The sequence below is a fragment of the Micromonospora sp. NPDC005257 genome (assembly GCF_042872445.1).
GTDB lineage: Bacteria > Actinomycetota > Actinomycetes > Mycobacteriales > Micromonosporaceae > Micromonospora.
Map to the genome: position 1 here is coordinate 557,986 of NZ_JBIAKL010000001.1, position 22,333 is coordinate 580,318.

Annotated in this window: 22 protein-coding genes; 9 read left to right on the forward strand and 13 right to left on the reverse strand. The window is 74.3% G+C overall.

What is annotated here, in order from left to right:
- Positions 1-956 precede the first annotated feature (956 nt).
- From ACFYO8_RS02250 to ACFYO8_RS02285, 8 genes are all read right to left on the reverse strand, one after another.
- Positions 957-1,439, reverse strand: a complete 483-nt coding sequence (locus ACFYO8_RS02250) for a phage tail protein (RefSeq protein ID WP_260028717.1) — start codon at positions 1,437-1,439, stop codon at positions 957-959.
- A 1-nt stretch (position 1,440) separates the two neighbouring features.
- Positions 1,441-2,697, reverse strand: a complete 1,257-nt coding sequence (locus ACFYO8_RS02255; protein WP_354863755.1) for a phage tail sheath subtilisin-like domain-containing protein — start codon at positions 2,695-2,697, stop codon at positions 1,441-1,443.
- Positions 2,698-2,713: 16 nt separating this feature from the next.
- A complete protein-coding gene (locus tag ACFYO8_RS02260; protein ID WP_354863753.1) occupies positions 2,714-3,394 on the reverse strand; it encodes a carboxypeptidase-like regulatory domain-containing protein in 681 nt (226 codons plus the stop codon).
- Positions 3,391-3,999 (reverse strand): glycine zipper family protein, encoded by a 609-nt coding sequence (locus tag ACFYO8_RS02265; RefSeq protein WP_354863751.1) that lies wholly within the window; start codon positions 3,997-3,999, stop codon positions 3,391-3,393. Before ACFYO8_RS02265 ends, ACFYO8_RS02260 begins: the two co-directional genes overlap by 4 nt.
- A 13-nt stretch (positions 4,000-4,012) precedes the next feature.
- A complete protein-coding gene (locus ACFYO8_RS02270; RefSeq protein WP_355047356.1) occupies positions 4,013-4,357 on the reverse strand; it encodes a hypothetical protein in 345 nt (114 codons plus the stop codon).
- Between the two features lie 144 nt (positions 4,358-4,501).
- A complete protein-coding gene (locus ACFYO8_RS02275; RefSeq protein WP_354863745.1) occupies positions 4,502-5,329 on the reverse strand; it encodes an LppM family (lipo)protein in 828 nt (275 codons plus the stop codon).
- Positions 5,330-5,515: 186 nt separating this feature from the next.
- Positions 5,516-5,989: a nitroreductase/quinone reductase family protein gene (locus tag ACFYO8_RS02280; protein ID WP_354863743.1), complete on the reverse strand. Its 474-nt coding sequence runs from the start codon at positions 5,987-5,989 to the stop codon at positions 5,516-5,518.
- Positions 5,990-6,197: 208 nt separating this feature from the next.
- Positions 6,198-7,187, reverse strand: coding sequence for a LacI family DNA-binding transcriptional regulator (locus tag ACFYO8_RS02285; protein WP_387256673.1), 990 nt, complete (start codon positions 7,185-7,187; stop codon positions 6,198-6,200).
- A gap of 117 nt (positions 7,188-7,304) precedes the next feature.
- Between ACFYO8_RS02285 and ACFYO8_RS02290 the strand changes: the two genes are divergently transcribed.
- Together ACFYO8_RS02290 and ACFYO8_RS02295 are read left to right on the forward strand one after the other, a co-directional pair.
- Positions 7,305-8,579, forward strand: a complete 1,275-nt coding sequence (locus ACFYO8_RS02290; protein ID WP_355047354.1) for an MFS transporter — start codon at positions 7,305-7,307, stop codon at positions 8,577-8,579.
- Positions 8,580-8,667: 88 nt separating this feature from the next.
- Entirely contained in the window at positions 8,668-9,000 is a 333-nt protein-coding gene (locus ACFYO8_RS02295; protein WP_354863737.1) for a hypothetical protein, read from the forward strand.
- A 24-nt stretch (positions 9,001-9,024) separates the two neighbouring features.
- Here the strand turns inward: ACFYO8_RS02295 and ACFYO8_RS02300 are convergent, their stop codons facing one another.
- Both ACFYO8_RS02300 and ACFYO8_RS02305 read right to left on the reverse strand, forming a co-directional pair.
- A complete protein-coding gene (locus tag ACFYO8_RS02300; protein ID WP_387188540.1) occupies positions 9,025-9,387 on the reverse strand; it encodes a fluoride efflux transporter FluC in 363 nt (120 codons plus the stop codon).
- Entirely contained in the window at positions 9,384-9,866 is a 483-nt protein-coding gene (locus ACFYO8_RS02305) for a CrcB family protein (RefSeq protein ID WP_387188538.1), read from the reverse strand. The genes ACFYO8_RS02300 and ACFYO8_RS02305 overlap by 4 nt, the downstream gene beginning before the upstream one ends.
- 210 nt (positions 9,867-10,076) lie before the next feature.
- On the opposite strand from ACFYO8_RS02305, the gene ACFYO8_RS02310 reads away from it, so the two are divergent.
- Together ACFYO8_RS02310 and paaI are read left to right on the forward strand one after the other, a co-directional pair.
- Positions 10,077-10,706, forward strand: a complete 630-nt coding sequence (locus tag ACFYO8_RS02310) for a hypothetical protein (protein WP_387256676.1) — start codon at positions 10,077-10,079, stop codon at positions 10,704-10,706.
- A 1-nt stretch (position 10,707) separates the two neighbouring features.
- Entirely contained in the window at positions 10,708-11,106 is a 399-nt protein-coding gene (gene paaI, locus ACFYO8_RS02315) for a hydroxyphenylacetyl-CoA thioesterase PaaI (protein WP_354863729.1), read from the forward strand.
- A gap of 73 nt (positions 11,107-11,179) precedes the next feature.
- Here the strand turns inward: paaI and ACFYO8_RS02320 are convergent, their stop codons facing one another.
- Positions 11,180-13,282 (reverse strand): AAA family ATPase, encoded by a 2,103-nt coding sequence (locus tag ACFYO8_RS02320; RefSeq protein WP_387256678.1) that lies wholly within the window; start codon positions 13,280-13,282, stop codon positions 11,180-11,182.
- Between the two features lie 187 nt (positions 13,283-13,469).
- Between ACFYO8_RS02320 and ACFYO8_RS02325 the strand changes: the two genes are divergently transcribed.
- The 5 genes from ACFYO8_RS02325 (at position 13,470) to ACFYO8_RS02345 (ending at position 20,568) form a co-directional block, all read left to right on the forward strand.
- On the forward strand, positions 13,470-16,409 hold the full coding sequence (locus ACFYO8_RS02325; protein WP_387256680.1) for a helix-turn-helix transcriptional regulator: 2,940 nt from the start codon (positions 13,470-13,472) through the stop codon (positions 16,407-16,409).
- A gap of 114 nt (positions 16,410-16,523) precedes the next feature.
- Entirely contained in the window at positions 16,524-17,294 is a 771-nt protein-coding gene (locus tag ACFYO8_RS02330; RefSeq protein ID WP_354863723.1) for a DUF5995 family protein, read from the forward strand.
- Between the two features lie 66 nt (positions 17,295-17,360).
- Positions 17,361-17,678: a PadR family transcriptional regulator gene (locus tag ACFYO8_RS02335; RefSeq protein WP_355095117.1), complete on the forward strand. Its 318-nt coding sequence runs from the start codon at positions 17,361-17,363 to the stop codon at positions 17,676-17,678.
- 14 nt (positions 17,679-17,692) lie between these two features.
- The gene (locus ACFYO8_RS02340; protein WP_355095115.1) at positions 17,693-18,328 is read left to right on the forward strand and encodes a hypothetical protein; all 636 of its coding nucleotides are present in this window, start codon (positions 17,693-17,695) and stop codon (positions 18,326-18,328) included.
- A gap of 161 nt (positions 18,329-18,489) precedes the next feature.
- Positions 18,490-20,568: an amino acid transporter gene (locus ACFYO8_RS02345; RefSeq protein WP_355095113.1), complete on the forward strand. Its 2,079-nt coding sequence runs from the start codon at positions 18,490-18,492 to the stop codon at positions 20,566-20,568.
- Between the two features lie 165 nt (positions 20,569-20,733).
- Here the strand turns inward: ACFYO8_RS02345 and ACFYO8_RS02350 are convergent, their stop codons facing one another.
- A complete protein-coding gene (locus ACFYO8_RS02350) occupies positions 20,734-20,940 on the reverse strand; it encodes a hypothetical protein (protein ID WP_013286658.1) in 207 nt (68 codons plus the stop codon).
- A gap of 107 nt (positions 20,941-21,047) precedes the next feature.
- On the reverse strand, positions 21,048-22,331 hold the full coding sequence (locus ACFYO8_RS02355) for a low temperature requirement protein A (protein WP_387256683.1): 1,284 nt from the start codon (positions 22,329-22,331) through the stop codon (positions 21,048-21,050).
- Between the last annotated feature and the right edge of the window lie 2 nt (positions 22,332-22,333).

Sequence of the window (22,333 nt, forward strand, 5' to 3'; positions counted from 1 at the left end):
ACGTCACGCCGCCCTGTGGTCCGGGGGATGTCAGGCGGCCCTGCGGTCCGGTCCTGCCACGACTGTCGGTCGGGCCTGCGGGCCCTGCCGTGCCGGTGCCTGTGGACCTGATGGCGTCGAAGGCATCGGTGCTGCTGACGCCGACGGGGCCCGGCACCGTGGATGCTGTGGCCCAGGTGCGGCCCCGGCTGCCGCTGGTGCTTGTGCCCTCCGCGGCAACGACGGTGCCCGTGGTGCCGTGCGGCAGGGCGCTGCCGGTGCTGCCGGTGCTGCCGGGGGTGCTCCGTGGCCCCGCTGTCCTCGCGACGCTCGCCGTTATCGCCGGATCCGGTTCGCCGGCCGGACCGCTTGACGTCCCGCACCGGCACGCGGGAGTGCCCGCGAGCGCCTGCGCGTCACCCGGCCGCGCGGCCGTGCCCGAGCGGCCGTCCACAGTCGGCGTGGAGGTCGGCGTCCCACCCGTCTCCCTCCCCGGGCCGATCCCCGCGTACCCCGCCCCGGTCCGAGACACTGCCGCCCCACGTGCGCCATCTCCCGCCGCCCCGGCACTCCCACCTTCCGAGATCCCCGTCCCGCCTTCCAGGAGCTGCGAAAGATCGTGGTCGGCGGACGGGCGACCTGGGGAGTTGGGGCGGGAGGCGGCACGTCGGGTGAGCAACCGAGCCTTCCAGGACCGCCACAGGCCGCCCCGACGTCGATCCGGGGCGGCGGGCGGCTGATCGGTGGGGAGTGGGGGAAGGCCGCGCAGCAGGCCGGGCGCGTGTGCCGCCACCAACCGCAGCCAGTGCTCGGGCGGTTGGCCGGGCGGGCGAGGCGCGTCCTCCGGCGAGCGCGGCCCGTTCCCCGGCCAGTGCGGCGAGTTCGGCGAGCCCGGCGAGCCCGGCAAGCCCGGCAAGCCTGGTGAGTCCGGTGCGGACAGGCGATCGGCGGCAGCCCGCAGGGCACGGGCCAGCCGGTCACGCGGACGCCGGGGCGGCGGCACCGCCGGCCTCCAGTTCCAGGCCCTCGTACGCCAGCGTCAGCGCCTCGATGGCGATCTCCTGCGACAGGGTGTTCAGGTGCGCGCCCCGCCACCGGGTCGGCCACGCGTTGATCATGTTCCAGCGCAGCACCTCGGCGGTGCCGGCCGGGTCCAGCAGCACCACCGACACGTTGCGCCGGTTGACAGTGCCCTTCGCCGCCGCGTTCACCCAGTCCCACAGCTCGCGCGAGCTGGTCAGGCCGAAGTGGAGGGTGACCGGGGCGTACTCGACCTGGCCGGGCACGGCCCGGATCCGCTCGTTGCCCGCCTCCCGGTACGACAGCGCCGGTATCGCCACCTCGAAGCCGCTGACCTCGGTGAAGTGCCCGTTGGTGATGCCGTTGATGAGCAGCTTGAAGTGGTACGCCCGGTACGGGTCGACCGGTGCGCCCGGCTGCGGCGTGGCAGTGGTGGGCATGTCAGCCTCCGATCGTCTCGGTCTCGGTGCCGCCGGCCCACTGGCTCAGCTTGAACACCACGAACTCCGCGGGCTTGACCACCGCGATGCCGATGTGGGCCACCACCATGCCGGCGTCGCGGACGTCGGCCGGGTTGGTCTCCTCGTCGCACTTGACGAAGAACGCCTCCTCGGGCGTACGGCCGAGCAGCGCGCCGTCACGCCACACCCGGGTCAGGAACGCCCCGATGTCGCGGCGGATCGAGCGCCACAGCGTGAAGTCGTTCGGCTCGAACACCATCCACCGGGTGCCGTCGGCGATGGCCCGCTCGATGGAGATGGACAGCCGCCGCACGTTCAGGTAGCGCCACTCGCTCGCCTCGGCGGCGAGCGTGCGGGCGCCCCAGAGCCGGATGCCCTCTCCGGCGAAGAAGCGGATCACGTTGACGCCCTTGGGGTTGAGCACGTCGTGCTCCGGCCGGGTGACCCGGTACGCGAGGTCGACGGCGCCGCGTACCGGCTCGTTCGCGGGCGCCTTGTGCACGCCGCGTAGCGCGTCGGTGCGGGCCCAGATGCCGGCGACGTGCCCGCTCGGCGGGGTGAGCACCAGTTCGCCGCTGAGCGGGTCGCGGACGCGGATCCACGGGAAGTAGTAAGTGGCGTAATCCGACTGCCGGGGACGGTCGCCGCCGGTGCCGGGCGGTTCGTCGTCGGCGTCGCCCGGCGTACCCTCGGCGGGTTTGTCGGCCGACGAGGCCGACCCGGACGACGCGGGCTTGGCCGGCTTGCCGGGCGTGGCGACGCGGGTGAGCCGGGAGACGTCGGTGACCTCCGGCGGCGGGTCGCAGATCGCCACCATGGTGCGCAGCCGCTCGGCCATGCTGATCAGGGCCTCGTGCGAGACCGGGTCGTGGTAGCCGGGCGCGGCCAGGATGGAGATCTCGTCGATGGCCTCCAGCAGTTGCAGGCCGCCGCGCCGCCCGCCGGTGCCGGTAAGCTGCCCGCCCTCGCCGACGTTCACCACCCAGCAGCGGGTGCCGCCGTTGTCCAGGAAGCCGAACACGGCGCGGGCCAGCGGGGTGCTCCCCAGATGCTCGCCGTCGGCGTACAGCCGCAGGAACTCGGTCCAGCTGTTGACCGCCAGCGCCTCGCCGACGTGGGCGCCGGGGTCGGGCGCGACCCCGACGAACGCGGCGGTGCTCATGCCGACCGGTCCGATCGGGCGGGCCCCGCTGGGCACCTCCTCGACGTAGATGCCGGGGGAGAAGTAGGTGGGCATCGGTCCTCCTCGGACGTCAGTCGGGGGCGCGGACGACGATCAGGCCGTCGCCGGCCGGGTCGAGCTCGGCGGTGTGGACGCGTCCCGCGCCGGTGAGCCGGAGCCGCACCGGGGCGTCCGGCGCGTCGGGGTCCTGCGGCACGCCGGCCAGCCGGAACCGGCCGGCGACGTCGGTCTCGGTGGCCTGGGCGGCGCCCACCAGCTCCACCCGGACGGCGGCGAGCGGCTGGTCCCCTGGCCCGACCACCCGCCCGTGCAGCGTGCGCATGCCGAGCTGCCGCAGCCGCAGCGGCTGCCGTACCGGCGGTGCGACCGGGACCGGCCGCTCCACCCGGGCCGGCGCGTCCAGCAGCAGCGCGGGCCGGGGCGCGACGCCGAGCGCCCGCCACAGCGCCGGATCGCCGGCGGCCAGCACGAGCTCCGGCGTGCCCGCCGTGGTGGCGGCGGCGAGAACCCGGTCCAGCGCGGCCAGCGCCGCCGGCCCGCCGCCGGAGACCAGCAGGCGGACCACGAACCGGTACGGCTCGCGGGTCGCGCCGCCGGTCGCGGTCTGCCGGGCCGGCCGCAGCTCCAGCGGCCAGAGGGTGAGGCCGCCGCCGGGGTCGTCGCGTGGCGGACCGACGGGTACGGGTTGACCCGCCGCCCCGGCCAGCCACTCCGCGACGTCCGCGACAGCCGCCTCGATCGCGCCGGTCATCGCGGTGGCGTCCCCTGGATGCGGTACGCGATGGCCTCGTTCCACACGTGCGGGTAGACGCCGATCTCGAAGTAGCGGGTGAACCGGTTGATCGGGGCGTTCGTGTGGTCGTGCCAGAGCAGCCACACCGGGACGACGGTGAACAGCACGTAGTTGAGCGCCACCAGCGGCAGGTAGAACGGGCCGAGGAGCCGGGCCTGGAAGACGTGCACGTCCTCGTGCCGCTGGATGCCGGGGCTGGACCCGGCGCACACCGTGCCGATGGTGGTGGCGTACCGGGGGGAGACGCCCTCGACGACGTTGACCCGGCCGCTGCCGGCCGAGACGATCCGGTCGAGCTGGTGGCCGAAGACCAGGTGCAGCGCCAGGTAGAGCGCCCCGGCGAACGTGTTGAGCAGGCTCCAGGTGTGGTCGACCACGAAGAGGAAGATCCCCTTCGGACCGGCGCCGTACGTGCCGGTGGAGGCGGACGCCCAGCCGAACGGTGCGCCGACGAGCAGTCCGACGACCGCGCCGACCAGCAGGCCGACGGTGCCGGCGGCGAGTTGCCCGAGCAGGGCGCCGAAGACGACCTGGACGGCGGCGCTGAGGATGCCGAAGATCATGGGGTCACCTCTCTCAGACCCAGGAGCGGACGTAGCGGGGCTCGCGGCCCTGGGCGAGCTGGGTCGGCGACGCCTGCGTCGCCTGCCGGTTGCCAGGGGGGAGCTGGTTGACGCCGAGCGCGGCCGAGAAGATCACCAGACCGTTGAAGAACGCGATGATCCACTTTTCCGGGCCGGCGTCGGTGGCGAACGCGGCGGTCAGGTAGGACAGCAGGAGTGCGAAGCCCAGCGCGATCCACTTGCGCGCCTTGTCGCCGCTCGGGCCGATCAGCCCGCCGATGACGTTGCTGGCGAGCAGGGTGGCGGCGCTGGCGCCGGTGAGGCTGCCCAGGGCGGCCCAGGTGAAGAGATCGTTCACGGCGATCCCCCTCTTTCCGTGGTGCGGTGGTGCGGTCGGGGTGGGATGGTGCGGCGGCATCCGGGTGCTGGACCCAGGTTCCGCCCGGTGTGCTCGTTTTCCGCCGGCGCGGGCGCCGTCGGTGGTCGGGGGGTCCGGCCGGGCTCAGGCCGGCGGACCGGCGGGTGGTGCGGGTGCGGGTGGGGTGCCGGTGCCCGCCGGGGCCGGGCCGGTGGCTGCCGTCGCGGTGGGGGCGGCCGCCGGATCGGGGACGCCGCGGGTGCGCCGCCGTCGCCGCAGCAGCACGAGCACCACGGCGGCGACCAGCACCAGGACGGCCACCGCGACGGCTAGCGGCAGCCAGGGGAGGGAACCGTCGCCGGTCACCACGGTGGCCGGGCTGGTGGCGGAGGGTGGCGACGCCTGGGCGACGGCGCGCAACTCGGCCGGCTTGGGCTGGTTGGCGGCCACCTTCCAGGTGACCGAACGCCCGGTGACGGTGCCGTTGGTGTCGAGCACCCGGCCGGGGAACGTCACCGAGATCTCGAACGCCATCAAGGTCGTGAACGCCGGTCGTAGACGCGGATCCTGTCGTCCGATCTTCCCGCCGTACTTCTTCGGGTCCAGGGGCAGCGAGAAACGATACAGATCGCCATCCCGCGTGAAATTCACGTCTTCGCCCGTGAACTGCGCCAGTGGCGTTTTCCGGTACGTGATCTGAATGCCGTACGAGGTGTCGCTCTCGTACGGGGTCTCCGCTCCGGGCGGAAGTGAGGGAAATTTCGGTCGCAATTCCGCGAAGGCCAGCGCGAGGTCCGGGTTGCGCTGCTGGAGCACCGACTTCGGCGCGGTGAGCAGCAGCTGGCCGGACACCGTGTCGTCGTCGTTCACGGTCAGCCCGAGGTTGAGCTGCGTGTAACCGCTCAATGTCGCCACGAGGGCGAGACACGCCGCGAGGCGGAATGCCCGGCTGCGGCGGAGTCTCGTATTCATGCGCTCAGTGTGAGCTGACGCCGACCGTCGGGCAGTCCGTGATCGGTCGCGGTTCTGTCGCCGATCTTACCGGCCACCTCTCCCATTCGGACGACCTCGAAAACGCGAGCGATCGATATTCTGAAGGATTGTCGAGGCGCCGATCCGCCGGGGTTCCCGGTGACGGCCCGGGCGGCGGTCGGATGGTCACCGCGCCGAGGGCTCCTCCCGAACGATCCGGAAGACCGGGATGCCGGCGGCGACCCGGGTGAAGTCGGCGAGCGGGGCGTGCCGGTCCACCGGCGCGTGCGGGCGCGCGCCGGGAGCGAGCGCGAGGTGTCGGCGCAGGATCGGCGGCCGCTGCGCCACCGGCACGTCGACCAGCCGGACCGACTCGCGGCGGCGACGGCGCAGCACCGCCCGCCCGTCCGCGGCGCGCACGTTCGCCACCCAGTTGGCCCGCTCGCCCAGCATCGACACGACGTACCGCTCGCCGTCGTGATCGGCGACCACTATCGGCACCGATATGGTCCGGCCGGTGCGGCGTCCCGGCACCTCCAGGGTCACCCAGTGCCGCGGCGCGAGGCCGGCGCCGTACTGCCATGCCGACAGCGCGTTCATCATCCGGGCCAGCCGGTTCGGCCGGCGGCCCCGGTACATCCACGTCATGACTCCGCCCACCGGAACCCCTCCTTCTCCCCGTATCCATTCGGGCTCCCGTATCCATTGACGGGCGGGCGGGCGGCGTCGGCCAGGGCCGACCGGCCCGTACGCGTCCACCGCGGCGTGAACCACCGCGTGTCCGGCCACCGGCCGGTGCTCCAGGACACGCTGGCGGCGACGGTCGCCTGGATGATCGCCACCCGGCTGGCCGGGCACCGACCGCTGCTCAGGCGCTGTCGCGGGTGACGAGCGTCGACGGGAACGCGGTGCTCGGGGCGACCGGCGAGCGGGTCAGCACGGCAGTGGCCGCCGAGGCGGCGATCCGGTCGACCGGGTGGGTGGCCGTGGTCAGCCGCGGGCTGCTGACCGCCGCGTACGGCAGGTCGTCGAACCCGGCCACCGCCACGTCGTGCGGCACCCGCACACCGCGCCCGCGCAGCGCGGCGATCACGCCGAAGGCGGTGGCGTCGCTGGCCGCGTACACCGCGTCGGCGTCCGGCCAGCGGCGCAGCGCCTCCAGCGCGGCCCGGCCGCCCCGTGCCGCGGTGAAGTCGCCGGTGACCAGCCGCTCCGGCGACCCCGACTCCCGCATCAGCTCCCGGTACGTGGTGACCGAGCGCTCGGCGCAGCTCAGCCAGCGCGGCCCGGTGACCATGACGATGCGGCGGCGGCCGGTGGCGTACAGGTGACGCAGCACCTCGCCCGCGCCACCGGCGTTGTCGACGTCGAACGACGGCACCGTCGCCGAGCCCTGACCGATCGAGACGATCCGGCCGCGAAGCCTCGGCGGTACCGCGTCCAGCGCCGCCTGGACGGTGTTGACCAGGATCACCCCGCAGACCCCCCGGTCCGCGCCGAGCCGGGCCAGCCCGGACGGGTCGGCCAGCGGCAGCCACTCCAGCGCCACGCCGATACCGTGCGGCGCGCACACCCGCGACGCCGCGCTCACCACCCGGTGCACGTACGGGTCGTCCAGGACCGTGTCGTCGCGGCCGACCACCGCCACCACGAGGCGTACCCCGACGCCGCGCACCAGCGCCCGGGCCGCGAGGTCCGGCACGTAGCCGAGGCGCTCGGCGGCGGCCAGCACCCGGGCGCGGGCGTCCGCCGAGGCGAACCCGTAGCCACCGAGCACCCGGGAGGCGGTGGCGCGGGACACCCCGGCGTCGCGGGCCACGTCTTCGAGCGTGGCGGGGCGTGCGGTCGAGGTAGCCATGTCCGCATCATGCCTGCTCCGGCGCGGATGGGCTAAGCCATAACGGCGCTTGTGGTGGAAGCGCTCTCAGGTGTGCGATCGTCGTCGGGACCAGACGGGGGAAGGGACCACCGCACCGTGAGCAGCACCATCGACGCACCGGCCGGGAAGCGGCCACCGGCGCCCCGGGCGGTGCTCACCGCCCGCAACGGCGTCGCCGTCGTCTTCGCCCTCAACGGGCTGGCGGTGGCGAGCTGGTTCTCCCGGGTCCCGGCGGCCCAGGACGCGCTCGACCTCAACCCGGGCCGGCTCGGCCTGCTGCTGCTCTGCGCGTCGGCGGGCTCGCTGCTGGCCATGCCGACCGCCGGCCTGGTCACCCAGCGACTCGGGCCGGCGCGCACGGTGGCCGTCTCGGTGGTGCTCGTCGCGCTCGGCCTGACCGGGGCCGGTCTCGCCGCCAGCCTGGCCGGATCGGTCGTCGGCGTCGGGTTCGGGCTCGCCGCGTTCGGTTTCGGCTCCGGCCTGTGCGACGTGGCCATGAACGTCGAGGGCGCCGCCGTGGAGAAGCGCCTCGGCTACACCATCCTGCCCCGGTTCCACGCCGCGTGGAGCCTCGGCTCGGTGGCCGGGGCCGGGCTCGGCGCCGGCGCCGCGCACTTCGGCGTACCCGTCGGGGTGCACCTGCCGGTCCTGTCCGTGCTGATCCTGGGTGGCACGCTGCTCGGCGCCCGGGCCTTCCTCGCGGCCACGGCCGAGGCGGCCGGGGCCGGGGAGCCCGCGGCCCGGCGGCAGGCGCTGCTGGCCGCCTGGCGCGAGCCCCGCACCCTGCTGATCGGGCTGCTCGTGCTGGTCATGGCGTTCACCGAGGGCAGCGCCAACGACTGGCTCGCGGTGGCCTTCGTCGACGGCTACGGGGTCGACGAGGCGGTCGGCGCCGCGGTGTTCGGCGTGTTCGTGGTGGGCATGACGCTCGGCCGCACCGTCGGCACCGTCGCCATCGACAGGTGGGGACGGGTGCCGGTGCTGTTCACCACCATCGCGATGGCGTCCGCCGGCGCGGCGCTCGCCGTGCTGGCCGGGAACGGCCCCCTCGCCGTGGTCGGCGTGGCGCTGTGGGGCCTCGGCGCGTCGCTCGGCTTCCCGGTCGGGATGAGCGCCGTCGCCGACGACGAGGACAAGGCCCCGGCCCGGGTGAGCGTGGTCGCGGTGATCGGCTACACCGCCTTCCTGGCCGGCCCGCCGCTGCTCGGCTTCCTCGGCGACCACTTCGGCGTGCTGTCCGCGCTCGGCGTGGTGCCGCTGCTCCTGCTGCCCACGCTCGCGCTGGTGCCGGTGCTGCGGGAGCGTCCCGCCGCGCCGGACGCGGCGGCCGGCACGCCGGGAGTCGGCACGCCGGGCGTGAAGGCGGGCTGAGCCGGCCCAGCCGACTCCCACCGCGCTCCCAGCCGCCTGCCAGGCGGGCGTGCTGCACTGGAGCGAACGCCGAGGAGAGGAGGCGGGCATGGGCTGGTTCAGCCGCCGGGCCGCCGACCCGACGACGCCCACGAAACTCGACCGCGAGGCGAACAAGGAGGACCTCGCGCAGTTGGAGGCGTTCGTCACCAGCCGCAGCGGGGTCGAGTTCTACCTGGAACCGGAGACCACAGCCACCGACACGACAGTGGTCGCCATCGCGCACGACGGCGAGTGGATCCGCCGCCGTACCGGCTCCCCCCGGGTCGCCGCCAAGATCGCCCAGAAGCACGCGCTGCCGCTGTACGAGGCGGCCCGTACCGGCTATCCGGAGCGGATGCGGGCGTGGAACCGGGCGCACCCGGAACGCCGGGCCCGCTGACGGTCCGACCGGCTCGCCGGGCGGTCAGCCGGTCAGCGCGGTGACCACCGCGTAGCCGAGGAACGCCGCACCGAGCCCGGCGGCCACACTGAGCGCCACATTCGCGTACGCGAGACGGCGCTTCCCCGTGCGGGCCAGGCGCAGCGTCTCGTAGCTGAGCGTGGACCAGGTGGTCAGCGCCCCGCAGAAGCCGGTGCCGACGAGCGCTGTCACGCCCGGGTCGACGGGCGCCGCGAGCAGGCCGCCGAGCAGCAGCGACCCGGCCACGTTCACGGTCAGCGTGCCCCACGGGAACGGCGAGCCGTGCCGGGCCTGCACCGCCCGGTCGGTGAGATAGCGCAGCGGGGCGCCGATCGCCGCGCCGACCGCGATCAGCAGGACGGTCATCGGCGCGCACCGGTCCGCGTGGCCAGCAGCCGGGCGGTCACCGTGTCCCCGGTCGCGACCGCCGCCAGCGCGCCGAGCACCGTCACGGCCAGGTAGGCGCCCGCCGTACCGGCCGCGCCGTCGGTCAGCAGGCGCTGCGCGTCGACCGCGTACGCGGAGAACGTGGTGAACCCGCCGAGCGCACCGACGCCGAGGAACGGCCGGGTCAGCGGATGGGCCGGGCGGGCGGCGAGCACCGCCATCAGCACGCCGATGAGCAGGCAGCCGGTGACGTTGACGGCGAACGTGGCCCACGGGAAGCCGCCGGGCGAGTGCGGCACGGCGGCCTGGGCGCCGGCCCGGGCCAGCGCGCCGAGCACGCCACCGGCGGCGATCACGCCGAGGACCACCGCCGGGTGCGCGGACAGTTCCGCGCGGTCCGCCGGTACGCGCAGGTCGACGTCCGGGTCGACGCGGGGATCCGACACGCCACCTCCCACCGCCGCCCGCGAGCATAATCCCCCCCCCGTCCTCCCGCCCGGGCTCTCCGCGATCTTGCGGTTTCCGCCCCGACACAGTGCGCGAAGGGGACACCCGAGGGGCGGCAGGTGCACGATCGCGGGGGAGAGGGCGGGGCGGGGGCGGCGGGCGTACGGTGGGCGCAGCGCCCGGGGCGGCGGTGTCGGGCGACCCTGTGCCAGGAGGTCACCGTGCAGGAAAGCACCCCTCGTCTGGAGGAGCTGGATCCCGTCGAGCGGATCGGCGTCGACGAGCTGCGCGCGTTGCAACTGGACCGGCTGCGGCACTCGCTGCGCCACGCGTACGACAACGTGCCGCACTACCGGCGCGCGTTCGACGCCCTCGGCGCGCACCCGGACGAGCTGCGCGACCTGGCCGGCCTGGCCCGCTTCCCGTTCACCGCGAAGGCGGAGCTGCGGGAGAACTACCCGTACGGCATGTTCGCGGTCCCGCGCGAGCGGATCGCCCGGCTGCACGCCTCCTCCGGCACCACCGGGCGCCGGACCGACGACATGATGATCGTCCGGGGGGTGAACGTCTTCCCGACCCAGATCGAGGAGCTGATCCTGCGTACCCCGGCGCTGTCGCCGCACTTCCAGTGCGTGCTCGACCGGCGAGGGCGGCTCGACACGCTCACCGTCCACGTGGAGCGGCGCGCGGGCGCCGCCGCCGACGAGGCCGAGCGGGCCGGCGCCATGCTGGTCGAGCAGGTCAAGAACACGATCGGGGTGTCGGTGGCGGTACGGGTGATCGAACCGGACGGGGTGGAACGCTCGATGGGCAAGATGCGCCGCATCGTCGACCAGCGGCGGGAGGCCTGAGATGGCCGGCCGTACCGCGGCGCACGACATGTTCGACGCCGACGTGGCGTCCAAGGGGCTCGGCATCGAACTCGTGTCTGCCGGCGACGGCGCGGCGGTGGCCCGGATGCGGGTCACCGCGGCGATGCTCAACGGGCACGCGATCGGGCACGGCGGCTTCGTGTTCCTGCTCGCCGACACCGCGTTCGCGCTGGCCTGCAACAGCCACGGCCCGGCGACAGTGGCGGCCGGTGGCGAGATCAGCTTCCTGCGCCCGGTGCGCGAGGGCGACCTGCTGGAGGCGTACGCCACCGAACGGGTCCGGCACGGCCGCAGCGGCATCTACGACGTGACGGTACGGCGCGGCGACGAGGTGGTGGCCGAGTTCCGGGGACGCAGCCGCACCATCGCCCGCGACTGACCCGGACCGACCGGCCGCGCGGTGACGTCCAGGCCGGAGTGGCCCCGTGCCCGCTCCGACCCGGACGTCACGCTCATGCGGCCAGCCCGAGCGGGCGCCCGCCGGGCTCGGTCCTTCGCCGGTTCCCGCCCGACCGTCCGGGCGGTCCGGTCCGCTGCTCCGGCCACGCCGTGACCGCCGGTGACGGGCCGGGCCATCGCCCGGGCGTGACGTCGGATCGCGGGACGTTCCGCCACCCGGTCCGCCCCGCGGCACGCGGGAGGATCCCTGTCGTGGGTCCGGCGCGCACCGGCTGCGCGGGCACCGCCCGAAGCGGACCGTCCCGGTCCGGGCGTCCGGAGCCGGCCCGCCCGGGTGCCGGACGGAGCGCGTCGGCCCGGTCCAGCCGGTTCGGCGGGACGGGCGCCGGTCGGGCCCCTCCACCCGACCGGCGCGACCGTCCCGCCCCGAGCGGGCAGACGGCCCGCTCGTCGGCGCCCCTGGACGGGACGCCGGTTCCCGCTCCCGGCACGCGGCCGGCAGCGGAGTCCTCCGTGTCGCGCAGGCGGCGGGCGAAGTCCGCCCGTACCGCCCGGGACAGCCGCAGCGCGGCCACCCGCGCCACCAGCCCGTCGACCGCCCAGCCGCCCACCGCGACCGGGTGGACCAGTCCGGCCGCGGCCAGCGCCCGCAGCACCGGCTCGGCCCGGCCGGCGGGCCAGCCGAGCATCGCCTCCACCACCGCGGCCCCGACCGGGCCACCGCGGGCGATCCCGGCCAGCAGCACCGCTCGGTGCGTACCGTCGAGCCGGTCCAGCCGGGCGTCCACCAGGCGGCGCGCGGCGGCCGGCACGCCACCGGGCTCGCCGGCCGGGTCCGCGCCCGCGTACGCGGACGCGACCGCCGGATTGCCGCCGACCAGCGGAACCAGCCGCGCGGCGAGCGCGGCCGGCCGGCCGGCCCGGTCGAGCAGGTGCCGCAGCAGCCGCCCGGTGTCCACCGGCCCCAGCGGCTCCAGCGGGATCCGCCGCGTCGGGGCGGGCAGCGGGTCGGCCGCCCCGACGCCGCTGGTGGTGACCACCGCCAGCGGCAGTCCGCGCTCACCCGCCGCCACGTAGAGCTGGTGCAGGAACCGGCGCAGCGCCGGCGCGGCCCGGTCCAGGTCGTCCAGCGCGACCAGCATCGGCGCGTCGGCGGCCAGGCCGAGCAGCGTCTCGCGGCAGGCCACGACGGCGCGGGCCGCCACCGTGTCGTCGTCCGGCGCGGCCAGGAACGCGGCGAGAAGGCCGCCCGGCTCCGCGACCGCGTCGTCCGGCCGGGGACGGACCAGGTCGGCCAGGGGCGCCAGTTCCCCGCACGGGTACGGCGGGCAGGACGTCACCCGCCGGAGCACCGGCACTCCGTCCACGCTCGACACGGCACGGGTCACCTCGTGCAGCAGCCGGCTGCGGCCGCTGCCCGGCGGTCCGACCAGGGAGATCCACCGGGGACGCCGCTCGCGCAGTGCCCGGGCCACCTCCTCGACAGCGCTCGCCAGCTCGCGGCGGCGGCCCACCAGCGGGTCGCGGTGCCGGGGCGTCCTGCTCCCGGCCGGCCCGGTCACCCGCCACACGTCCAGCGGAAGCGCCTTGCCGGCGAGCGTCAGCGTGGCGAGTGGACGCTGCTCGACCAGGCCGGCCACGGCGCTCCGGGTGACCGGGCAGAGCACGACCCCGCCGGGCGGCGCGTGCTCCTGCAGGCGGGCCGCCGTGGTGATCACCGCGCCGCTCGCCGCACCGTGGCCGCCGTCGCGGACCTCGGCCAGGTCCAGCAGCACCTCGCCGGTCGCCACGCCGACCCGCACGCGCAGCCGGACGCCGGCCGGACGCCGGCGCGCCAGCGCGGCCTGGATGTCCAGTCCGGCCCGCACCGCCCGGTACGCGTCGAGACCGTCCGAATCGGACGCGCCGAACAACGCCATCACCGCGTCGCCGACGTACTTCTCCACCACGCCCCGCCAGCGGCGCAGCACCGAGGCCACGGTGCCGAAGTAGGCGCGCTGCAACGCCCGGACGTCCTCCGGGTCGAGCCGCTCGACCAGCCGGGTCGAGCCCACGATGTCGACGAAGAGGACGGTCACGACACGTCGTTCCTCGGGCACCGGCCGGCATGCCGCCATGACGGCTTCCCGACTCCACGCGGGCATGGTGATCGACATCGCACCACCCTTTCCCGATTCCGGTACCTGACGACCTCCGCAGACTTCCACCACCGGGTTCTCGGGGGATCTGTAGGACGACGTATGTCGGGCACCCGCAACCATTAGTCGTGTAGTCGACGCGAGAGGTACCAGTCCGGCCCCAAGGCCGTAGAACGGCGCGGAAGCGGTGACTAGGCTGCGTCCCATGGCCGGCGACCTGGACACCGCACCGCTCGTCGGCCGTACCGGGACCATGGCGACGCTGCGGTCGGCGCTGCACGACGACCTGGGGCCCGGGCAGACCGGCGCGGTGTTCCTCACCGGCGAGAGCGGGGTGGGCAAGACCCGCCTGCTGACCGAGGTCGCTGAGCAGCTCCGGCAGACCGGGGCGGTGGTGCTCAGCGGCGCCTGCCTCGACATCGGAGACGCCTCGCCGCTGCACCCGGTACGGCAGGCGCTGCGCCGGCTCGACGCCGAGCAGGCCGAGGCGCGCACCACAGCGGCGATCCGCGCGGTGTTGCAGGTCTTCGACGAGGAGACCCCCGGCCCGGACGGCGCCGGGGCGCTCCTGGAACGCGTCGCCCAGGGCCTGCACCTGGTGGCCGGCGGACGGCCGCTGGTGCTCGTCCTCGACGATCTGCAGTGGGTCGACCGCAGCACCCGGCAGCTCATCCTCTACCTGCTGGCCGGGCTGGGCGACCTCCAGCTGTCGGTGCTGGCCGCGATCCGGGCCGAGTCGCTGCGCGGCGCGCATCCGCTGCGCCGGGTGCTCACCGAGCTGCGCCGGCTGCGGTCGGTGCGGGTGATCGACCTGCTGCCGCTGGACCGGTCCGCCACCGACGAGCTGGCCGCCGCGGTGGTCGGCGAACCGCTGCCGCCGGAGGCCGCCGACCAGCTCTGGCAGCGCAGCGGCGGCAATCCGTTCGTGGTGGAGGAGCTGGCCCGCGACCGGCGCGACGGCCGCGACGGCCTCTCCGACACGCTGCGCGAGGTCTTCCTCGACCGGGTCGACGCGCTGCCCCAGTCTGCGCACGCGGTGGTGCACGCGGTGGCGGTCGGCGTCGAGCCGGTCGGGCACTGGCTGCTGGCCCAGGTGGTGCGGCTGCCCGAGGAGGAGCTGCTCGACGCGGTCCGGGAGGCGGTCGCGCACCGGCTGCTGGTCGGCGCCGACGACGGCTACCGGCTGCGGCACCGGCTGGTCGCCGAGGTCCTGGCCCACGAGCTGCTACCCGCCGAGCGGGCCGCGCTGCACCGCCGCTACGCCGAAGCCCTCACGGCCGTGCCGGCCGAGCTGCACCAGGCCCGGCTGGCGCACCACTGGCGGCACGCCGGCGAGCCGGCCCGGGCGCTGCCCGCCGCGATGGCCGCGGCCCGCGAGGCGGAACGACTGCACGGGTACGCCGAGGCGCACCGCCACTGGTCGGCCGCGCTGACCCTGGCCACCGAGCCGGCGGCGGTCACGCCCGACGGGGTGCTGCCGGAGCCGGTCGCCGTGGACCGGGCCGAGCTGCTGAGCCACACCGCCGAGGCCGCGCACCACAGCGGGGAGCACGCCCGCGCCCTGACGCTGCTGGAGGAGCTGGCCGACGACCCGTCCGGGCCACCGGTCTGCGCGCTGCGCATCCGCCGGGCCCGTTACCTGGCCGCGGCCGGCCGCTCGGCCCCCGCCGAGCAGGAGTATCGGCTGGTGCTGACCTCGCCCGACTGCACGTCGCAGGAGCGGTGCGCCGCCGCCGCCCGGCTGGCCGAGCTGCTGCTGCACCTGGGCCGCTACGCCGAGGCCGGCGACCAGGCCCGGGAGGCGCTGGCGCTCGCCGCCGACGTGCCCGGCACCGCCTCCGAGGTGGTGATGGCCAGTGCCGCGCTGGGGTTCAGCGAGGCGTTCCTGGAGGATCCGGCGGCCGGGCTGGCGGTGATGCGCCAGGCGCTGGAGACCGCCGAGTCCTCCGGCCGGCCGGAGGACGTGGCCTGCGCGTACCTGCACCTGGCCGAGCTGCTCACCGGGCCGTTGAACATCCTCGAGGAGGGGGTGGTGGTGGCCCGCCGGGGCGCCGACCGAGTCGCCGAGCTGGGGCTCGGCCGCACCTGGGAGACCCGGCTGCTGGCGGTGGCGACGAACGGGCTGTTCCGGGTGGGGCAGTGGGCGGAGGCGGAGAAGGTGGTCGCCGCCGCGCTGCGGCACCGCCCGTCCGGGGCGGACGCGGTCGAGCTGCTGCTGGCCCGGTGCCGGCTCTCCGTCGGGTACGGCGACGTCGAGGCGTCCGACCGCGACCTGGAGGCGGTCGCCACGGTGCTGGCCGGTGGCGGGGCCCGGCACGTGCTGCCGATGCTCATCCTGCGTGCCGGACTGGCCATGTGGCAGGGCCGGCACGACCTGGCCCGGCAGGCCGTGCAGCGGGGCCTGACCGAGAGCCGGTCCGACGACGTGATCGTGCTGGCCACGCTGGCCTGGCACGGGCTGCGCGCGGAGGCCGAGGCGGCGGCCGGCCGCACGATCGCTGTGGACCCGAACGCGGTACGCCGGCTACGCGCCGCGGTCGACCGGGTGACCGGCAAGAGCGCCAACGCGGGCGCCCCGGTGCGGTACGTCGCCGAGGGGTTCCTGGCGCTCTGCCACGCCGAGCTGAGCCGGCTCGACGACGGGCGCGGTGACCCCGCGCTGTGGGAGCGCTCCGCCGCCGAGTGGGACCGGCGCAACCACCCCTATCCGGCCGCGTACTCCCGGTTGCGGCAGGCCGAGGCGCTGCTGGCCGGCCGCAGCCGCCTGGCCACCGCCGGCGACCTGCTGCGTGAGGCGTACGCGGTGGCCCAGTCGCTCGGCGCGGTGCCGCTGACCGCGGAGATCCGTACCATCGCCTCGCGGGCCCGGGTGACGGTGGACGCCGCGCCTGCCCCGGCGCCGGTGCCCCGGCAGCGGGTGGCGGCGCCCGCCGGGACGGCGGTGGACGAGCTGGCGACGCTCACCGCGCGGGAGCGGGAGGTGCTCGCCGCGGTGGCCGAGGGGCTGACCAATCGGGAGATCGGCCAGCGGCTGTTCATCAGCGAGCGGACCATCGGCGTTCACGTCTCGCACATCTTCGACAAGCTCCAGGTACGCACGCGGGTGCAGGCCAGCGCCATCTTCCTGCGCAACGGCGCGGAATAGGCGTACGTCGGCAATACGTCGTTCGACGGATCCCCCTGTGGACGGTGGCTGGCAGGCTCTCCGGCGGAACAGGGGTGGTGGCGTCGTGGGGGCGCCGGCCGTTGTGGAGGAGAGATGACCCAACCGGTCTGGGATCCTGTGCACCAGGACATCGTCGGCCTGCTCGCCGATCATCCCGCCGACGTGCCCGCGGTCGTGGACCATCTGACCAAGTTGCAGGATCTGCTGGTCCGGCTGCCGCCGCTTCTGGAGAGCTGCCCGCTCGCCGACTTCAACAAGCTCTACCTGGTGATCACCAGCACGGTGCTCGACGGCCTGTACGACGACCGGTTCCGCGACCCCGCCTTCCTGGCGCGGCTGGACGTGGAGTTCGCGGCCCGCTACTTCGAGGCGCTGCGGTTCTGGACCGACTCCAGCCCCAGCACCCCGAAGGCGTGGTCCTGCCTGCTGCGGCGGATGCGTGGCCCGGACGCCCGGCCGCTGCCGTCGGCCGCCGCGGGCGTCAACGCGCACATCAACTACGACCTGCCGTTCGCGCTGGTGACCACGTTCGACAGCTTGGAGTCCGAGCCGATCGACGGCAGCGACCAGCACCACGACTACCTCGAGATCAACAAGATCTTCGCCGAGCGGATCCCGGAGCTGCGCCGCGGCTACCTGGACAACTGGCAGCTCATGATCGACATGGTGAACGGCGACATCGACGACTGGTACCAGGGCGAACTGGTGGCGTACACCCGGAACGTGGCCTGGCGCAACGCGCAGAAGATCTGGCGCTGCCGGCACGACCCGGAGGCCCGCGAATGTGAGCGGACGCGGCTGGACGACAACGCCGCGCTGCTCGGTCGGCTGCTGCTGTCGCCCCTCGGGGCGTTCCTGCAGTAGGCCGTGTCTCGTGGATCTTGGAGTCTCTGGTAGACGTCGCTAATCTACACATGTAGTTTAAGGCCCATGGAACCGCTCGCACGTATAGGCAGGGCAACCGTTGACGTCCTGACCGTCCTGCTCGACTCTGAGCAGCCGCGATGGGGGTTGGAGATCATCAAGGCCACCGGCCGGCCGTCCGGCACGGTCTACCCACTGTTGGACCGCCTGGAGAGAGCCGGATGGGTCACGTCCTCCTGGGATGACCAGGATCGCAAGGGTGCCCGGCGGCGACTGTACGTACTGACGCGCGACGGGGCGACCGAGGCTCGCCGGATCTGCCAACGCGCCGCTCAGCGGCGCACGCTCCGGATCTCCACCACTCGGCCGGACCTGGCCCGATGACAGCATCCCGCCGAATGCGCCTCGCTCTGGCCGTCAGCCGGTTTGCCTCGGCCGCGTTGCCGGTCTCCGATGCCCGCTCGCGCTACCGCGAACAGTGGGAGGCGGACATACGCGGCGCCGCCGACATGGGACTGTCTCCGCTGCGGCTCGCTCTCGGCACCGCAGTGGCAGCCCTCCAACTTGCCGCTACCACCAGGAAGGGGACAGCAGTGCTTGCGCCAGGGAACATCGCGCTGGCCGTCCGGGCAGCCGGTGCGCCCCGCGTGCGTACCGGCCTTGCGGTGACGCAGTTGGGATCCGGCGGTCTGTATGCGGTCGTGCTGGTGTTGTACGCCGTCAGCCGGATCCGGTTGGGACTCGGCCACTATGAACTCACCCACGAGATGCACGACCCCAAGGACCTCGTGCCTTTCGGTTTCTCCCTGCTCAACCCCTTCACCTGGCTGTTCATGACCTCGCAGCTGTACATGATGCTTCATGGCTGGGTGCTCGGAGCTGTCCTCGCTGCAGGGTCACTCGTCCACGCGCTTACCGGCAACGACCGCCGGCGGCGGCGGCTCTCCGTGACCGCGACGGCGGTCAGCGCCGTTGTGCTGGCCATCGCTCTCAGTGGCTTCGGCTGGGACATATTCGTCTGGGTCAGGGATTAGAGCGAGCGAGATCGCGTAGCCACATCTTCATCGTGGCGATCCGTCGGCAGCAGCGGCCTCAACAGCCGCACGGGTACGTCCGAGCATCGGATCTTTGCGCGGTTCGGCCGGGACCGGACCGCCGCAACCCCTACCGTCTGTGCAGGGACGAAGGGGTGCGAATGGGGCAGGCGGGGGGCGCGGAGCAGCCCAGGCGTACGCGGGACCGGCGCCGGGAGGCGCACGCGGCCGCAGCGGCCCGGGCCGGGCGTCACGCCGGCCATACCGCGCCGGAACTGCCGGAACGGGTGGCGGCCCCGGCGCGGCCGGCTGCCCCCGCCGGGCGGCTGCGCAGGTGGTTGTTCGCGCACCGGGTCGAGCCGGTCGGCCCGGAGGTCGGCGAGCACCAGACCCGGTCCCACCCGTGGTGGCAGGTGATGTGCCTGACCGGTGTCGACTACTTCTCCACGCTGTCCTACCTGCCCGGCATCGCCGCCGTGGCGGCCGGCGCGCTCAGCCCGCTGGCCACGCTGCTGATCGTGGCGCTGACCCTGCTCGGGATGCTGCCGATGTACCGCCGGGTGGCCCGGGAGAGCCCGCACGGGCAGGGCTCGGTGGCCATGCTGGAGCGGCTGCTGCCGTTCTGGCGCGGAAAGATCTTCGTGCTGGTGCTGCTCGGCTTCGTCGCGACCTCGTGGATCATCACGATCACGCTCTCCGCCGCCGACGCCAGCGTGCACCTGCTGGAGAACCCGGTCCTGCCCGCGTCGTTCCCGCACGGCGGCGCGGTGGCGGTGCTGGTCACGGTGCTGCTGCTGCTCGTGCTCGGTGGCGTGTTCCTGCTCGGGTTCAGCGAGGCCGTGCAGGTCGCGATCCCGCTCGTGGCGGCGTTCCTGACGCTGAACGCGGTGGTGGTGGTCGCCGGGGTGGCCGAGGTGGTCGCCGAACCGGGCCTGCTCGGCGACTGGACCGGCCGGCTGGCACGCACCGGCGGGCCCGGCGACGTCCTGGTCACGAGCGTGCTCGCGTTCCCGCTGCTGGTGCTCGGCCTGTCCGGCTTCGAGACCGGGGTGAGCATGATGCCGCTGGTGCGCGGCGAGGGCGACGACCCGCAGCGGCGGCTGGACGCCCGGATCCGCAACACCCGGAGGCTGCTCACCGCCGCCGCGCTGATCATGTCGGTCTACCTGGTCGCCACCACGTTCGTCACCACGGTGCTGATCCCACCCGAGGCGTTCGCCCCCGGCGGGCCGGCCAACGGGCGGGCGCTGGCGTTCCTCGCCCACGAGCACCTGGGCAAGGCGTTCGGCACCGCGTACGACATCAGCAGCGTGCTCATCCTCTGGTTCGCCGGGGCGTCGGCGATGGCCGGGCTGATCAACATCGTGCCCCGCTACCTGCCGTCGTACGGCATGGCGCCGGAGTGGGGACGGGCGGTGCGCCCGGTGGTGCTGGTCTACACCGCGATCAGCATCGCCATCACGATCGCCTTCTCCGCCGACGTGAACGCCCAGGCCGGCGCGTACGCCACCGGCATCCTCGCGATGATGGTCTCCGGCGCGATAGCGGTCACCATCGCGGCGTGGCGGGCTCGTGGCCGCGCGGCCTCGGCGGGGTTCGCGCTGCTCACCGCCGTGCTGCTGTACGCGCTGGTGGAGAACGTGGTGGAGAAGCCGGACGGGATCACCATCTCCGGGTTCTTCATCGCCGGGATCGTCGCGGTGTCGCTGATCTCCCGGGTCACCCGCACCACCGAGCTGCGCGCCGAGCGGATCGAGTTCGACGAGCCGGCCCGCCGCTTCGTCGACGAGTCGGTCGCCCGGGACGGGCGGCTGCACCTGATCGCCCACAAGAGGCAGAGCGGGTCGGTCAAGGAGTACCGGGTCAAGGAGCGGGCCCAGCGGTCGATGAACCCGGTGCCCGGCGCCGCCGACGTGCTGTTCCTGGAGATCGACGTGAGCGACCCGTCCCAGTTCAGCCAGGTGCTACGGGTGCACGGGGTGGAATCCGGCGGCTACCGGATCCTGCGCGCCAGCAGTCCGGCCGCGCCGAACGCGATAGCCGCGATCCTGCTGGCCCTGCGCGACGCCACCGGCGTACGCCCGCACTGTCACTTCGAGTGGTCGGAGGGCAGTCCGATCGCGCACCTCCTGCGTTACCTCATCCTCGGCCGGGGCGACACGCCACCGGTGGTGCGGGAGATCATCCGCAAGTCCGAGCCGGACCCGACCCGCCGCCCCGGCATCCACGTCGGCGGCTGAGGCGCGGGGGGACCGCTGCCGTGCCCACCGGCCGGGCGGGCGAACCGGGCGAGACCCAGCCTCCTAGGACGGCTGAGGGTTGGTGACCGGCCACGCGGCGGGCACGGAACGGCCCGCGCTCGCCAGGCGGGCGCGGGCCGGGAGGGGAAGTACGGAGGCGGCGGCCTACTTCGACGGCTCCGGGAGCTTGCAGTCGACCTTCGGGTTGGCGCCGATGTAGTTCAGCGGACCGGCCACGATGGTGACCAGGATCGTGCCCGCCTCCGCACAGTTGGTTTCGTCGTTGCCGTAGTAGCCGCGCTGACCGGCGGCGATGGCGCCGATGATGAGCCAGATGACGACCAGGACGCCGACTATCGAGGTGCCGCGCATCAGTTGCCTCCACTGGGGTCGTGGTGATTCGAGGTGGAGGCCATGTACCCCGTGCGGGTGATCCGCCAAACGGCGCAGCCGTGCCGACGCGGCCGATTCCGATTACCTCAGTGCGGTGGCATCGGCTCCTCGGGCGGGCGGCCCCGGCTGCGGCGGTAGTCGGCGAACGCCACCCCGGCCAGCACCAGCGTCGCCCCGGCGGAGGTGTGGACCGGCGCGAGGTACAACCCGGCCGGGGCGATCGTGAGCAGCGCCAGCACCCCGCCCGGCCGGGACGACGACACCCGGCTGAACACCTCGTACTCGAAGGCGGCCCGCCCGGTCAGGAACAGCGCCGGCCCGCCGAGGATCACCGCCAGCCAGGCCGGCGGCGTGTGGCCGTTCGGCTCCAGCAGGACCAGGTCGAAGCCCGCCGCGGTGGTCACCACCCCGGCCACCATCAGCAGATGCGTGTACGGCGCGGTGTTGAGGAACCGGTTCGGCCGGTCGGCCCGGGCGATGGCGTGCGGCAGCAGCTCGCCGGACTTGTGTACGTAGATGCGCCAGAGCAGCAGCGTGGTGGCGAACGCGACGGTGAAGGCGACCAGGTTCTCCACCTCGGAGTGGTGCAGGCTGAACACGGTGCCGGCCACCAGCACGGCGTCGCCGAGCGCGATGATGAAGAACTGCTGGTACCGCTCGGACAGGTGCTCGGCGGTCACGTTGCGCTGCGAGTCGGGCACCGCACCCAGGACCGGCACCGGGTACGCCAGCCGGAATCCCAGATAGTCGATGGCCAGGGCGCCGAACCAGAGCAGGAGCCGTGCGGTGCCGTGCGCGGCCAGCGCGCCGACCAGCCACGGCACGGCCGACACGGCGAACCAGACGAAGATGCGCAGGGCCCGTTTGTTGCTCTGCGGGTGCCGCCGCACGGCGGGCATGAGGAACAGCCCGCGTCCGAGATGGATCGCCACGTACGTGCCGGCGAACACCAGCCCGCGGGCGCCGAACGCCTCCGGGATGGCGGTGGTCATCAGCAGCGCGCCGAACATCACCGCCACGATCAGCAGCTTGATCTCGGTGCGCTGCGGATCGTAGATGTCGGTGACCAGCGTGGTGATCGCCCAGGTCCACCAGATCGCCATCAGCATGACCAGCGACTCGCCGGCCCGCTCCCAGGTCACCGACCCGACCAGGTTGCGCGAGATCAACGCGAGCGCGGCCACGTAGACCAGGTCGAAGAAGAGTTCGAGCAGGGTCACCCGGCGCGGCGCCTCCGGGTCGCGGACCGGCGGTCGGCCAGCGGGCTCCGGCGCTGCGGTGGGCACGTCGCGGGCCGGCTGCGGTGCGGCCGGGCCGAGCCGGGATCGGCCCACGGAACACGCCGGGCCGGCGGCGACCACCGTCACCACCG

Coding starts and splice junctions, on each gene's coding strand:
- ACFYO8_RS02250 (WP_260028717.1), bottom strand. CDS start 1,439: ATGCCCACCACTGCCACGCCGCAGCCGGGCGCACCGGTCGACCCGTAC.
- ACFYO8_RS02255 (WP_354863755.1), bottom strand. CDS start 2,697: ATGCCCACCTACTTCTCCCCCGGCATCTACGTCGAGGAGGTGCCCAGC.
- ACFYO8_RS02260 (WP_354863753.1), bottom strand. CDS start 3,394: ATGACCGGCGCGATCGAGGCGGCTGTCGCGGACGTCGCGGAGTGGCTG.
- ACFYO8_RS02265 (WP_354863751.1), bottom strand. CDS start 3,999: ATGATCTTCGGCATCCTCAGCGCCGCCGTCCAGGTCGTCTTCGGCGCC.
- ACFYO8_RS02275 (WP_354863745.1), bottom strand. CDS start 5,329: ATGAATACGAGACTCCGCCGCAGCCGGGCATTCCGCCTCGCGGCGTGT.
- ACFYO8_RS02285 (WP_387256673.1), bottom strand. CDS start 7,187: ATGGCTACCTCGACCGCACGCCCCGCCACGCTCGAAGACGTGGCCCGC.
- ACFYO8_RS02295 (WP_354863737.1), top strand. CDS start 8,668: ATGGGCTGGTTCAGCCGCCGGGCCGCCGACCCGACGACGCCCACGAAA.
- ACFYO8_RS02300 (WP_387188540.1), bottom strand. CDS start 9,387: ATGACCGTCCTGCTGATCGCGGTCGGCGCGGCGATCGGCGCCCCGCTG.
- paaI (WP_354863729.1), top strand. CDS start 10,708: ATGGCCGGCCGTACCGCGGCGCACGACATGTTCGACGCCGACGTGGCG.
- ACFYO8_RS02320 (WP_387256678.1), bottom strand. CDS start 13,282: ATGTCGATCACCATGCCCGCGTGGAGTCGGGAAGCCGTCATGGCGGCA.
- ACFYO8_RS02325 (WP_387256680.1), top strand. CDS start 13,470: ATGGCCGGCGACCTGGACACCGCACCGCTCGTCGGCCGTACCGGGACC.
- ACFYO8_RS02330 (WP_354863723.1), top strand. CDS start 16,524: ATGACCCAACCGGTCTGGGATCCTGTGCACCAGGACATCGTCGGCCTG.
- ACFYO8_RS02335 (WP_355095117.1), top strand. CDS start 17,361: ATGGAACCGCTCGCACGTATAGGCAGGGCAACCGTTGACGTCCTGACC.
- ACFYO8_RS02340 (WP_355095115.1), top strand. CDS start 17,693: ATGCGCCTCGCTCTGGCCGTCAGCCGGTTTGCCTCGGCCGCGTTGCCG.
- ACFYO8_RS02345 (WP_355095113.1), top strand. CDS start 18,490: ATGGGGCAGGCGGGGGGCGCGGAGCAGCCCAGGCGTACGCGGGACCGG.
- ACFYO8_RS02350 (WP_013286658.1), bottom strand. CDS start 20,940: ATGCGCGGCACCTCGATAGTCGGCGTCCTGGTCGTCATCTGGCTCATC.